This is a genomic window from Nesterenkonia natronophila, from assembly GCF_003595215.1.
GTDB lineage: Bacteria > Actinomycetota > Actinomycetes > Actinomycetales > Micrococcaceae > Nesterenkonia > Nesterenkonia natronophila.
In genome coordinates, this window is sequence record NZ_QYZP01000001.1 from 116,770 (window position 1) to 130,141 (window position 13,372).

Below are 13,372 nucleotides of genomic sequence, written 5' to 3' on the forward strand. Positions count from 1 at the left end.
CCTTATGAGTGATAAACGGGCGCGCCACCGAGCATGGTGAGCCGTACCGGTAGGTTGACGAGTTGATCTGCATCCGCCGTGAGGGGATCTTCCTCCCAAAGCGTCAGGTCCGCGATGGCTCCTGGCGCAATAACGCCGAGGTCCCCATGGCCAAGGGCCTCGGCAGCCCACCGCGTATACGCAAGGAGCGTCTCCTGACCGCTCAGACGCTGGCGGGGTTCGAAGACCGGTGCCTCTGGATTTCCGGGCTCCCGGCGCAACCTGGCCCAAGCCATTCCCACCCGGGCGTCCTGCTGGGCCACGGGCCAGTCGGAACCCAAGACAACCCGACCGCCCGCGTCGAGGATGTCTTTAACCCGATACGCGTGTGCTACCCGTTCGGAGCCGAGGCGAGCTGCGAAGGAATCAGAGTTGTCCCCCTCTCGCCATTGCATATGCAGCGGCTGCATGGAAGCCACAACTCCGGTGTCGGCGAGCGCGGCAACGTCTTCGTCAGTCAGCGTCTCAAGGTGTTCAACTCGATGTGGGGTGCCCTTGAGTGAGTGGGCAGGACCGGTGGGGCCATCCAATGAGCGGTAGACGGAGACAGCTTGGGCTACTCCGGCATCGCCACAAGAGTGGGTGGCAAGCTGATATCCAGCGTGGTGATAGGCCCGGCAAACTTCCTCATAACGCCCTACGGAGTGCCAGAAGGGACTGGATGAATCCCCCTCAGTATCCGGCTCATGGAGCCAGGCTGTGCCGTTGTCTATGACGCCGTCGATGAACATCTTGATCATACTGACTTGGTAACGAGGCCCCCCGGGATACCCACGGCCACATCTCCCCCGCAACCGTAGACGTTCCTCGACTGCCGCATCATCATCGCCCGGTTGGTGCCAAAGACCGAGGTGAAGGCGTACCGGTAGGCCACCGGGAAGTTGCTCCACGGCGTCGAGGGTTTGGAACGTGGCGGGTCGTCCATCCATTACAGCTGCGCTAGTGACACCGCTGGCCGCGCTTCTGAGGAGAGTCCTTCTCACCCGCTCCGCGAGGTTGCCATTCTCCTGGTCAGGGGCGGCGTCCAGTAATCTCATATACGCGGGAATCTCCCGCAACTCACCGGTTGGCTTTCCGTCGGGACCCACTACAATCTCACTGGCGTCCGAGAAAGTTTCACTACCGTTGATGTTTGCGGCTTCCATAGCCGCAGCGTTGGCCAGACCGGTATGCAGGTCGTAGAAGACAAGTGCTAGAGGCCGCCCAGCCGCAGCCTCCTCAAAGAGGTCACCCCGGATTCCCGTGGCATCAAAGGCTTTGTAATCGAGATTCCATCCGCGGATCCACGCACCGGGCGGAAGATTTACCGAGAACGCCCCAAGCGCCTCACGCACCTGATTCAGAGTGGTCAATCCTCCAAGATCGAGTCCTACGGTGAGTTCAGTGCCCCACACTGGGTGCATGTGGGAGTCAATGAGCCCCGGCGTGAGAACTGCCCCAACTGCGTCGATGATGTGCGTAGTGCTCTGTGCGAGCGCCAGGACCTCCTTATCTCGACCGACCGAGACGATTCGTCCGTCCGAGATGGCGACCGCGGTTTCAACTGCATATCCGACTCCCGCCGATTGGCTCATGGGACGAATACGCGCGTTAAGGATGATTGTGTCTACCATATCGACACCTTACATCGATTTATGCTTCGTTATCAGTAGTAGAAACGAATTTTATGCATGAAAAGCGAATTAACCGCGCTCTCTCTGGTTAACCTAGAGTTGCAGCCTTTACAAGCGCGGCGTTCGAACAGGCTCAGTCCTTCGCGGCCCTGTCTGCTCGAACGCAGCCGCGATCTGAAGCAACCTTGTGTCGTCGTAGGCCCGCCCTGCAAAGGTCAACCCAACCGGCATGCCGATGCCATCAATCGTTCCCATCGGTACCGTTACCGTGGGGACCCCCAAATGCCGAGGTACCAGGTTGCCATTGGCAACCCACACCCCGTTCCGCCACGCGATGTCGGCAGACTGGAGATTATGGTCTGCGTCCGCCGGGGCCACGTCAGCAACCGCTGGGAAAACCACCGCGTCGAGTCCGAGAGCATCCATCCAGTCCTCGAGATCTAGGACGCGGCTTCTTTCCAGTCCGCGCAACCCCCTTTCCAAGTGGGGGATGGCCGTCAAAGGAAACCGGCCCTTTTTTCGCAGAAACTCGGGGTAAGTGGCAATATCGTCATGAAATCCGGTGTATCGATCAGGAAGAGCTCCTTCGGGCGCCGGGAAGATTTGTTCCCCGTCGACATCTGCCAGGCGGTTCAGAGACGGATCACCATTCGCTGCAAGGAAGTCATCCCAAGCCCAGGCGGACAGGTCAAGGAGCTCGTGTTCTAGAAAGGCTGGATCGACCAACCCACGGGTGGCAATCGTCGGCATGCCCGGGCGGTCACCCTCATAGCGGGAGACGACGGGAAAGTCCGTCTCAACGACTGTGGCACCGGTGCGCTCCAGGTCCTCCCGGGCCCTCTCCCAAAGCTCGATGACACCCGGTCGCACCCGAATAGCCTGTCCAGTTGCCCCACCTATGCCTCGCCTCTGGCCTTCGCCTCCCGGGCCGCTCCCGGCGGCCGGGTCGGTCCCGATGTACATCTTTGGTGCGCCAAAACGCAGCCCGGAGAGCAAACTGTGAGCCGCGGTCTCGTTCTCAGGACGCAACGTTGGGTAGCTCCGCGGCCGGACGCTCTCGACTCTGGGGAGAGCGACCCAAGGCTGAGTCCGCCACAAATCGCCACGAGATGAGGAATCCTCCTTGACGATTACATCAAGAACTTCAAGCAGGTCCGCCATGGTGCGAGTGTGCGGCACGACCACATCCATCGTGGGCACCAGAGGCCAATTCCCTCGTAAAGAAACCACCCCGCGCGAGGGCGTGTAGGCGCAGAGAGCATTATGTGACGCTGGAGCCCGTCCGGAGGACCAAGTTTCCTCTCCAAGTCCGAAAGCTGCGAAGCTAGCCGCCGTCGCAGTGCCGGATCCGTTGGAGGATCCAGAAGCAAAAGCCGATGTCAGGTACTCACCGTTATAAGGACTTTCAGCCCGCCCGTAAAGTCCGCGCTGCATGCCGCCATTGGCCATCGGCGGCATATTCGTGAGACCAAGCAGGATCGCTCCTCCGGCTCGGAGCATTTCGATAACGAAGGCATCCTGCTGGGCCACGAGATTTGCGAACGCGGGGGAACCTGCAGCGACGGTCAGGCCACGAACTTTGAAGCTGTTCTTGGCTGTGTAGGGGATTCCATCGAGAGGACCCAGTGTCTGGTTGCGGCGCCGTCGACTGTCCGAAGCTCTTGCCTCCGCTAACGCGTCTAGATTGTCGACTATGACCGAGTTCAGCTGAATACCGTTTCGATCATAGGCCGCGATTCGACGCATGTACTCTTCCACCAGCTTCTCGCTGGTCGTCAGACCCTTTTCAAGTGCGGCACGCAACTCTGAAATGGTTGCCTCAACAACGTCGACCAATGCTGCTGCTCCTCTACGTCCAGCAGTTCTAACTGGCCGGACTTTGGTCGGTTTACGAATCGAACTCGCGCGGCCTCGCGGTCACTGGTTGGTCGTCAGAACGCGCACCAGGAGCCATGGGCTGAACTTCATCTCTCTTGAGCCAGACCCGCATGCAGAGCAAGGATGTCCTCAGCTGCTCGTCTGCCTTGTCGAAGCGCACCGTCCACGTGCTGGTAACCTTCCGCTGCAATATCGGAACAAGCCCAATGCAGAGCCCCCACCGGCTCTCGTTGGAGTGGACCATAGCGGTGCAGACCTCCAAGATCGAAACTGGCGGCGTAGGCGCCACGAGTCCATTCTTCAGAAGCGAAATCCGACTCATAGTAAACTTCCGGCTCACGCGCCTCGTGTCCCAGATACCGCGACAGCGACTCCAGAATTTTGGCTCGCCGATCAGCGTCCGAGACTGCGAGTAGCTCGTCTGCTGTCTCATCGCTTACGAAGGCAACCAGGGTCCCTCGCTCATCGTTGTAATTAGTGTTGTCATAGACTTCCTGGCAGGTCTCAGCGGGTCCAAAGCCGGTGCCGGATAGCCCCTTGGTCCGCCAGAAGGGTGTGGAGTAAACCGCATGAACCTTGATGACAAGTCCCATGGATTGATGTTGGTGCATTTGGTGCTGTTCTCGAGGCAGCGGGGGATCAAAATTGATAGCCCCATAAAGGTTCGGAGGAACTGCGATTACTGCGAACCGGGACTCCACGGTCATCTGATCGGACCAGACGGTGATTCTGCCCGCAACGCTGCCTTTGGCCGCTTGGGGTTCATCACGAGCTTGCGCGGTTGCCTTCCTGCGAATAGCGCGAACCGGCGTGTTGAGGTGAACGACTCCCTCACCTAGTTCCAAAGCGAGTCTTTCGGAGACCGACTGCATGCCCCCAATCACTCGACGGTCGAGGATGAAGTCTTCGTCGGTGAGGTTGGAGAAAGATCCAGCCGACGCAGCCATCAATATTGCCTGAAGGGCAGAGAATGCGTGGGCCGGCTTAGTGAGCATGCCGCCGGCAACGAAGAGTCCCACAGTTTGGCAGGCCAATTCGTCCCCAGACTGGAGCCTTAGCCAATGATGAAAAGAGACTGTGTCTAACTCCCGAGCCCGAGGATGAGCCCATGGTGCAGCGGGATCAATTTCATCCGAAAGTTCGTCGAGTAAATGCGTCAGCCGGTTGATCTCCAGGGTGGTCTCTGCCGTGCCAGGGAAGTCGTTCCCGTCATAAATGTGCCGCTCACCGTCAGGAGCCATGTAGACACTTGACCCGTCACGATGACGGGCAAATGTTTGCATATCCAATGCATCCAAAAGGCCAAGTAACTCGGTTTGATCCGGCGATACCCACTGTCCCCCGACCTCCAAGCGTGCCCCATTTACAGTACTTGACCAGGTCCGCCCACCCACACGGTCTCGTGCCTCCAACACAATGACACTTAGTCCGTCCTCCTGTAAGCGGCGCGCAGCCATCAACCCAGCCGGTCCGGCTCCGACCACGACTACGTCACTGCGGATGGGATGTTTGCTTCCTATTGTGCGCGTTCCAACCATGCTCCAACAATATACGCAATCAGCGCTCTAAGCCTATCTGTATGACGAAATTAGTTGCAATATGGTCTAAACACGACGGAAGAATGTCCACACGCACGGTTCCTTTTCGACCGCAAGAAGTAAGAGCTCTCCGTTGCGGCGTTGCCCCCAGCCATATTCGCTCGTCCACCTCATCGAACCCCAGAGGGGCCCCGAGTTACTCATCCCCCGAACCACCAACGAGAACTTCATCAACGATTCGCGGCATAATCGAAGAACACTCAGACGCAGACGCCCTTAGCTGCGCAGAGACTCAACTTGCCCCGCGTGTGACGCTCGGTGATATCTGTCAACATCGCCTCGTCCGGGCCCTCGGAGATAGGAGCTTAAGCCCTAGGGTGATCTAGTTCCCATGCCTGTCAAAACCCTGTCGCTCCATGGCGCCCCAGGACTTGTTTTTTCTTAGGTAAGTGAGAATGGCGAAGGCCCTCCAGAGGGCGTTCAGCTGCCGGTATCCAAAATTTTCCAGCACGGCATAGGCCGTGAGTCTAACCAGATCCGACCATCGGTGATAGCGCCGAAGTCGCATTTCCTCTAGCAGAACAGCCGCGATAGATAATATGATTCCCAGCCCGACGGCTGCGACGAAGAAGGCCAAGGCGAATCCGATGTCAAGGATTCCTAAAAACAGTCCTGTTGCAAATGCTAAATATCCGACGAGCTCTATTACTGGCCCTACCGCTTCAAAGAAAACAAAGTAAGGCATTCCCAACAGCCCTACTGTTCCATAGCGAGGTTTGAAAAGCATAGAGCGGTGATGATGGAGGGTGTCGAGCAGGCCCCTGTGCCATCGGTCCCGCTGCCGACGTAGTACTCGAAGCGAGGACGGAACTTCTGTCCAGGCAACTGGGTCGGGGACGAAGACTATCCTTTCCCTGGACTTATCGTTCCGGAGGGTGCGCTGCAGCCGGGTCACGAGTTCCATATCCTCACCCACGGTGTCGGATAGGTAGCCGCCGACGGCGACTACATCGCGCCGCCGGAACATGCCGAACGCGCCGGAAATGATTAGCAACGCGTTTAGTGAGCTCCAACCAGTTCGGCCGGCGAGGAAAGCCCGCAGGTATTCCACAATCTGGAAATTTGGTAGGGATCGTGGGGAAGTTTTCACGTCGGTGACCCTGCCAGCTTCGACCGTGCATCCGTTCGCCACGCGAACGATGCCCCCTACCGCCGCAACATCGCTAGATTCGATCATGGGACGGGCTACGCGTAAGAGGGCATCTTCTTCCAGGATGACGTCGGCGTCGATACAGCAAATGAGAGGGTGCCGCGCGGCACAGATCCCAGCGTTGAGAGCATCTGCTTTCCCCCCATTCGTCTTGTCGACGAGGAGCATATTCTCCGTCGCCGAGGTGTAGACGACATTGACAGGTTGAGTTTCCAGCTCTTGTTGGATTCTCTGGTCAGAGGCCTTCAGTCCAAACTTTTCACGCAGGATCTCAACTGTACGGTCTTTCGAGCCGTCATTGATTACCACCACTTCGAAGCGAGGGTAGTTGAGTGCAAGGAATGAACGAACGCTGGCCACTATGTTGGCTTCCTCATTGAATGCAGGGACTATCAGAGACACAGCAGGTGCGTACTTCGACACCGCCATCTCTGCGAATCCGGAAAAAACTTCCCGTCGTGCGTAGTCGGAGATTTCCCGGAACGAAATGGCGTAAAGCGCCAAGTAGAATCCATTCAGTCCTAGAAAATAGCAGAGGATGCCGTAGTTGATGGCTAAGATTAATCCTTCCACAGTCACGCGCGCCCCCTTGCCCTTGGCTCGCTCTCGACTTTCTCCTGTGCGGCAGTCACTGTTAGCAGAGTCCCAAGAATTTGCCGTTCAGTCTCGCCGAGGTCGGGTAGCACGTCGGTGAGGTGTCGTCTCGAGCCAGCACAGACGATGCTCGCGATCGCTTCTTGAGCGCGCCTGCCCCGCTTATCCTCCGCAGCCAGTTGTCGCGCGAATCCAGCCGTGGCGCCACTACTTTCCAGGGCCGCCACTGCGCGATCTCGGATGTCGGTTTCGGCTGAACAAACGAGCTTCAGCAGCGCATTCTCTCCGGATGAACCCATTTTTCCGAGAGCCTCAGCGGCAGCGGTTCGCACCGAGCACACCTTGTCTGACACTAGTTGTTCAAGCGCAGAGGCCCCGGAGGTGTCGCCGATAGCTCCTCAGGCGTTCGCGGCCTGCTTCCGGACTGCCCAATCCTTGTCGCCGGCACAAGTGATCAGCAACCGCACATCACCCGGTCCGCCGCAACGCCCCAGCGCCCAAACAGCCTCAGCGCGCACCGTCGCATTGGTCGCCGTGTCGATGGTGGCCCTCAGCACCGAACGAGCCTGAGGAGAGCGCATTCCACCCAAGACACTAAGCATGGTCATGAGCCCGGTGCACCGGGAATTGTCATCGCAGGCGGACCACTCCCGCGCCCGCGAGATGAGGTGGGGTACAGCTTGGGGTCCTAACCGATCCAAGTTCTCCGCGACGCGCAGGCGGGTCAGCTCCGATGGGTCATCGAGGGTGCGCACCAGGATATCGACCGCACTAGGTGTCGCAATTTGTGTCAGGGCACGCGCAGCGACTGCACGCACGGTCTCATCCTTATCAACCAGCAGAGCACCAAGAGCTTGAACCTGCTCGGCGCCACCGAGATAACCTAGCCGCTCAGCCGCGCGCGCCCGGTGCCAACGGCGACGGGAGTTCAGAGCTGAGTGATTCTTGCGAACCAACCCCAAATCGTGGGCCAGCTGAGTCATGTGACCTCGAGAAGCACCACGCACGTACCTGATGCGTTCGATCAACAATGGTGTGAGGTACCGGTTGAGTTTTCTCGAACTGACACCGCACAGCGCGTCCAAACCCACGCCGTGATGGAGGTAGTTCTCTAATAGGGGTTCGAGTTTTTTCTGGTTGAGGCCCTGCCAAAGCTCCCCGATGGTACGCAGTGACTTAATGCCGACAGTGGCTAACACCATCAACAGAATGACGAGCCCCAATAGTGTGATGATGACTAGCATGGAAGTTGGTATTGAGGCACCCATCGATACAATGTATCGGACATATGATTCGAACGTTGTTTGCGCTTTCCAATTTGGGGGTAAGATTGGCGGGACTTGACGGAATTAAAACGATGATTGTTGATGACGAGCGTGTGATTCGGCGCATGATTTCCGCCAAGCTCTCCGGCCTGGGTTGTCAAGTCAATGAGTTCGCCGATGGGCAAGAAGCCCTCGGTGCGCTACGCAAGGGCGCCAGGCCTGACATTATCCTGGTAGATAGACTCATGCCCCGACTGAACGGTCTGGAGCTGGTGCGCGAGCTTCGCAAGAGCGAAACCGATGAACTGGCTAAGTTGCCGATCATCATGCTCACCTCACGACAGGGCGAGAACGAAGTCATTGAAGGGTTGGAAGCGGGTCTAGATGACTACATCGCCAAGCCGTTCTCCCCCGATGAGCTTGCCGCGCGGGTTCGCACCGTGCTCTGGCGCACCACTGGACGCGGTTGAGCCCCTCGGACTACTCTGCGAGAGGCCGCTGTGGAATTACTCGGATGTGGTCCACCAACACGAAGTGATCTTCTGTCTCGACCCGACCTTGGTGCCAGGTGGGAAACCACGCGTTGAGATGCAGGCGAAGCGGACCAGCCGGCATTTCATCGTGCAGGGTCTCCAATAATTCTCCGTCGGCGAAAAACTCGACAGAATCTGCACGATAATCAAAGCGGTAGTCATGAAACCCTGCCGTCGGATCAAAAGGCAACTCATGGGTTCTGGTGACTTGCTTGCCGGCTAAATAGTATGTGAACATCACCTTGCCGCTCCGGTCGTTGAAGATTTCAATGTCGACTTCGTGGGCTTCATCCGGCGGTTCGTAGAGAAAGAAACCGGTGATCGAAGACGGAGCGTCAGGAACTCGCAGGCGAGCCTCAAACCTCGCATAACCATGACTTTCAGTAGAGCGTATTTCCGCTCCGTTGGTGGATCCCCGCGGCAACCTCAGACGCAGAGCGTCACCGGTGGTGTCTACGTTCGATGGTTCGAGAAGACTTCGTCCCAGACGATGACTGCTCTTGGTCCACAATCCCTGCTGAAAAGCAAAAGAGTCAGCGTCCATACAGGCTCCTTATGTCGTCACGAACACACGCGTAGTCCCCTCCGTGACCCTCTATCCTGACTCGGAGATCTCATTCCTCAAGGCCTTCTGAACGGTGTCGAACTCAGCCTCCAGCATCCTCAGTGCTTCAGAGACCTGTGATAAGTCCCGGGCTCTGCTCAACTTCTGCACCTGTTCAGCCTGTGCACTCAGGCGAAAAGAGCCCATCATGCCGCTACTGCCCATGAGGGTGTGGGCAAGGTGCTCCACTCTTCTGGGATCCCCCTGCTCATGAGCATTTTTCATTTGCTGAATTAAACCGGGGACATCTTCCAAGAACAGATCCACCAACTCAGCGAACACCTCACGCTCGCATTGCTCCTGCAATCCGGGCAAAGTCGGCGAAGGCCCGCTATCGTCAGGGTCAGAGGTCAAGTCTGCATGTATCGCGGTTTCCGGATCCGCACCTTTCGATGTACCGACCCAGCGCGATAATGCCTCCGCCAACTGCTCTTGGTGGATAGGTTTGGGCAAGTAATCGTCCATTCCGGCAGAAAGTGCCTGGTCACGTTCCCCTGCCAGAGCGTTCGCAGTGAGTGCTATTACTGGTAAGCGACCGCGTCCAGATGCTGCCTCCATCTGACGCAGTTGCGCGGTGGCGGCATAACCATCCAGTTCAGGCATCTGGATATCCATCAGCACAGCATCGAATGCGTTGATGGCTACAGCCTCAAGCGCCTCTCGGCCGTTAGCTGCCGTGTCCACGCCGTATCCCAATCTTCGCAGCATGGCACAGGCGACCTTCTGGTTGACTTCGTTATCTTCTACCAGCAAGATTCGAGCGCCGCTTTGTGTGCCTTGCGATGCGTCCTCTGCTGATAGGGCGGGATTCTTGTGTCCCTGTTTGATCGATGACCTCGCAACGCCCTTTCTCGTGTCAGGTGCCGACAACACACGGGTGAGCGAGTCCAATAGCTGAGACTGGCGAACAGGTTTGGTCAGGTAGGCAGAGATTCCCGCCTGGCGGGCTTGCGTCCCAAGGCTCTCGCCAACCGACGTTAGCAACATGAGCCGAACACCTGCGTGTGTCGGGTCCGAGGTGATGACCCGCGCCAGCGTGATGCCGTCCATGCCGGGCATGTGCATATCGAGTATCGCCAAGTCAAAGGGCTCTTGATCCTCCGCAGCCTCACGCAGTCGCTGAAGCGCCTCTGGCCCATCCTCCGCGCTCACGCTGTGGACCCCCCAGCTAGCGAGCTGATGATCCAGAATGCACCGGTTTGTGGGGCTGTCATCGACCACCAAGACACGTGAACCTACAACGTCTTGGGCGCGCTCAGCAGAGTATTCCGCCGCGACGCTGCGGTCCTGTTTGACCAGCGGTGCAGTGAAGGTGAAAGTGCTGCCCTCTCCGGGGACACTGTCCACATCCATTTCACCACCCATAAGCGCGCTCAGCCGACTTGCGATCGAAAGCCCCAGGCCCGTTCCGCCAAACCGCCGAGAGGTAGAGTCCTCAGCTTGGGCGAATGCGGAGAAAAGATGCCGTTGTTGGGCTTTGGTAATCCCGATACCTGTGTCAGTGATGCGGAAACGGATTGTGGCCACCTCTTTGGTCTCTGCCACGCATGTCGCACTGAGCATGACGTTTCCCAATTCCGTAAACTTCAGCGCGTTCCCAACGAGGTTGCTCAACACCTGCCGGATACGAAACGGATCACCGCGCAACGCCATAGGTGTGCTTGGCTCAACGAAGCCACTTAGCTCAATGCCCTTATTGTGTGCAGTAGCCGCAAAAAGCTGAGTGACGCCCTCAACCACCTCACCCAGATCAAAGTCCGTGGTCTCTAGCTCCATTCGGCCAGCCTCGATCTTCGAAAAGTCCAGAATGTCGTTGATCACCGACAGCAGCGCCTCGCCCGAACTCTGCAACGTATGCACGTAATCACGCTGTTCCGCTGAAAGCTCCGTCCCTAACAGCAGCTCCGTCATGCCAATGACACCATTCATCGGCGTGCGGATCTCATGAGACATATTGGCCAGAAACTGGCTCTTCGCGCTATTGGCTGCCTCTGCGGACTCCTTGGCAGTGCGAAGCTGCGCTTCCACCAGATCGCGGTGAGTTACATCGACGGCAACGCCAATCACCCCTGTCACCTCACCGTCATCATCACGGACCGGTGAGAACATCGCAGAGTACACGACATCAACCATCCGCACATCAATGGTCGACGACAAGCCTGTCAAAGCCTTTTGGGTTGCTTCAATGACCTCACCATTCTCAACATTGAGGTCGAAAATGGACTTACCCACCAGCTCCCCCGGGGTGACGCCCAGAGCCGCCAGACCCTTGCCCTCGGATAAGGTCAATACCCCGTCTGAGTCGGTGGCGAAGAGCACCACTGGAGCATTTCTCACCACTGTTTGCAGCCGAAGTTCACTGGCCCTCAACTTCTGCTCTGTCTTCCTATGAGCGGTGAGGTCATCGTTGATGACGATGATAGCGTCAGGTGTGCCGGCTTCATCACGCATCAAGACCCACCGACACAACACCACCATCTCGGTGCCATCACTGGCGGCCTGCGTCAACTCACTTTCCCACCGGCCCTCACGCAGCAGGGTCCCATTTATCTCTTCGAGCGGTGCAGGAAACTGTGTCCGCAAGAGTTCATAGGCGATCTCTCCCTCAGCCTCCTGCCTGGACCAGCCATACATTTGCTCGGCACCACTGTTCCAGAACAGTATGTGACCATCTAAGCCGCGAATGTAGACCGCTTCATGCACCAAGTCGAGCAGCCATTCTTGAGCGGTAGAAGATAGCCTCCACCCCACCCCCGAGGGACCTTTCCTATCCATCGCCTACACCGCCGCCTTGACTAGGATCGACAAACATGGGTCCACTCTAAATGGAGGTGCCCCACAGATGGATGAACCCGGCTCAGTTTCCTGCGGATGCCCAGCAGTCTGGCCACCAGCTACTCGCTAACAGCTGTTGTGGGTGCCCTCCGACCCGTTCACAGCGAAAGAGCCCCTCTTCGTCAAGAAGAAGGGCTCTGACATGTTGTTTTCTTGAATCTCAGCCTCAGACTTCATCTGGACTGAACTTTGTGTGGAGCCTAGGAGACTCGAACTCCTGACATCCTGCTTGCAAAGCAGGCGCTCTACCAACTGAGCTAAGGCCCCGTGATGGGTATTCAGTTCTTCACTGCGTCAGTTGCCTGGTCCCAGACCTGGCGCGTCTCTTCGTTCTTCTTCCATTCGCGGTACACGGCAAGGCCTGCCACCGCTGCTGCTACTACCAGGATTCGTTTCATAGTGGGCGTACGTGGACTTGAACCACGGACCTTCACATTATCAGTGTGACGCTCTAACCGCCTGAGCTATACGCCCGAAACCTGTTCCTTCAATCGCCCGGAGAGCGACCACTACACATTACACCGGCGCTCCCGCGCCTAACAAATCAGACGATGGTCGGAGGCTCCGAGCATCAGTCGTCAGTCAGGGTGACGCCGATACCTCCCACCAAGGATGCGGAGAGGTTGTACAGAACTGCAGCCAGCATGGACAGTACTGTCAACAGCACCACGTTCACTACGGCGATGATGGTGGCGAACGAGGCGACCTGCCCGACCGTAACCAGCTCTTGGAGCTGGAATCCGCCGGCATCTCCGTTCCCACCCAGAATCTGACCAGCGAGGTCGTTTACGCGGTCAAAGACCCCTGTGAGGTCCATCATGGACCACAGGGTGACGGCGCAGACCACCAGCATGATGCCCAGCGCCACCGAGAGCAAGAAGCTCATCTTCAGCACCGACCACGGGTCGACCTTAGACACCAGCAGCCGAGCTTTGCGGACCTTCGCCTTCGGTGTTGGCCGCACCAACGGTTGCGCCTGCCGTGACGTTGCCGGGCGCCCCCCAGGCTGCGGACGTGCCGTTGGCCTGTTCGGGCTAGGGCGCGGGCGCGGAGCCGTAGGCTTAGGCGCCGCCGATCCGGCAGTCTGCGGCGCTGGGGCGATCTCTTCCTTGATAGCCGGCATGTTCGTCATCGTGGCACCACGCGGCCTTGGCGCTGGGAAGCGCCGTTTGGCCTCAGCCGCGCCGTTCTGGCTCGTCCGGCCGTCGTTGATTTCGCTCACAAATGACCTCCATGGGCGTGTGAAGTCGTACTCATCGAGAG

Annotated in this window: 11 protein-coding genes and 2 tRNA genes; 1 reads left to right on the top strand and 12 read right to left on the bottom strand. The window is 58.0% G+C overall.

The window, feature by feature from the left end; genetic code table 11:
• Nucleotides 1-2: 2 nt before the first annotated feature.
• From D3250_RS00580 to D3250_RS00605, 6 genes are all read right to left on the bottom strand, one after another.
• Nucleotides 3-1,652 (bottom strand): amidohydrolase, encoded by a 1,650-nt coding sequence (locus tag D3250_RS00580; RefSeq protein WP_119901437.1) that lies wholly within the window; start codon nt 1,650-1,652, stop codon nt 3-5.
• 108 nt (nt 1,653-1,760) lie between these two features.
• Nucleotides 1,761-3,488 carry an amidase gene (locus tag D3250_RS00585; RefSeq protein ID WP_119901438.1) on the bottom strand — a complete coding sequence of 576 codons (1,728 nt, stop codon included), beginning with the start codon at nt 3,486-3,488 and terminating at the stop codon, nt 1,761-1,763.
• A 128-nt stretch (nt 3,489-3,616) separates the two neighbouring features.
• Entirely contained in the window at nt 3,617-5,068 is a 1,452-nt protein-coding gene (locus D3250_RS00590; RefSeq protein WP_119901439.1) for a flavin monoamine oxidase family protein, read from the bottom strand.
• Nucleotides 5,069-5,450: 382 nt separating this feature from the next.
• Nucleotides 5,451-6,857, bottom strand: coding sequence for a glycosyltransferase family 2 protein (locus tag D3250_RS00595; protein WP_119901440.1), 1,407 nt, complete (start codon nt 6,855-6,857; stop codon nt 5,451-5,453).
• Nucleotides 6,854-7,204: a hypothetical protein gene (locus D3250_RS00600; protein ID WP_158583028.1), complete on the bottom strand. Its 351-nt coding sequence runs from the start codon at nt 7,202-7,204 to the stop codon at nt 6,854-6,856. Before D3250_RS00600 ends, D3250_RS00595 begins: the two co-directional genes overlap by 4 nt.
• A 66-nt stretch (nt 7,205-7,270) precedes the next feature.
• Nucleotides 7,271-8,116: a HEAT repeat domain-containing protein gene (locus tag D3250_RS00605; RefSeq protein WP_158583029.1), complete on the bottom strand. Its 846-nt coding sequence runs from the start codon at nt 8,114-8,116 to the stop codon at nt 7,271-7,273.
• 44 nt (nt 8,117-8,160) lie between these two features.
• Here D3250_RS00605 and D3250_RS00610 point away from each other — a divergent pair, with 44 nt between their 5' ends.
• Nucleotides 8,161-8,607 carry a response regulator transcription factor gene (locus D3250_RS00610; RefSeq protein ID WP_119901443.1) on the top strand — a complete coding sequence of 149 codons (447 nt, stop codon included), beginning with the start codon at nt 8,161-8,163 and terminating at the stop codon, nt 8,605-8,607.
• 10 nt (nt 8,608-8,617) lie between these two features.
• On the opposite strand, the gene D3250_RS00615 is transcribed toward D3250_RS00610, so the two are convergent.
• From D3250_RS00615 to D3250_RS00635, 6 genes are all read right to left on the bottom strand, one after another.
• Complete coding sequence (locus D3250_RS00615; RefSeq protein ID WP_119901444.1) at nt 8,618-9,214, bottom strand: glycoside hydrolase family 16 protein; 597 nt, start codon at nt 9,212-9,214, stop codon at nt 8,618-8,620.
• 51 nt (nt 9,215-9,265) lie between these two features.
• Nucleotides 9,266-12,049, bottom strand: a complete 2,784-nt coding sequence (locus D3250_RS00620) for a PAS domain-containing hybrid sensor histidine kinase/response regulator (protein WP_119901445.1) — start codon at nt 12,047-12,049, stop codon at nt 9,266-9,268.
• 254 nt (nt 12,050-12,303) lie between these two features.
• A tRNA-Ala gene (locus D3250_RS00625) sits at nt 12,304-12,376 on the bottom strand.
• A gap of 11 nt (nt 12,377-12,387) precedes the next feature.
• On the bottom strand, nt 12,388-12,507 hold the full coding sequence (locus D3250_RS11875; protein ID WP_225973066.1) for a DLW-39 family protein: 120 nt from the start codon (nt 12,505-12,507) through the stop codon (nt 12,388-12,390).
• Nucleotides 12,508-12,509: 2 nt separating this feature from the next.
• Nucleotides 12,510-12,583, bottom strand: a tRNA-Ile gene (locus D3250_RS00630).
• 97 nt (nt 12,584-12,680) lie between these two features.
• Nucleotides 12,681-13,331 carry a DUF3566 domain-containing protein gene (locus D3250_RS00635; protein WP_438830119.1) on the bottom strand — a complete coding sequence of 217 codons (651 nt, stop codon included), beginning with the start codon at nt 13,329-13,331 and terminating at the stop codon, nt 12,681-12,683.
• Nucleotides 13,332-13,372: the final 41 nt, after the last annotated feature.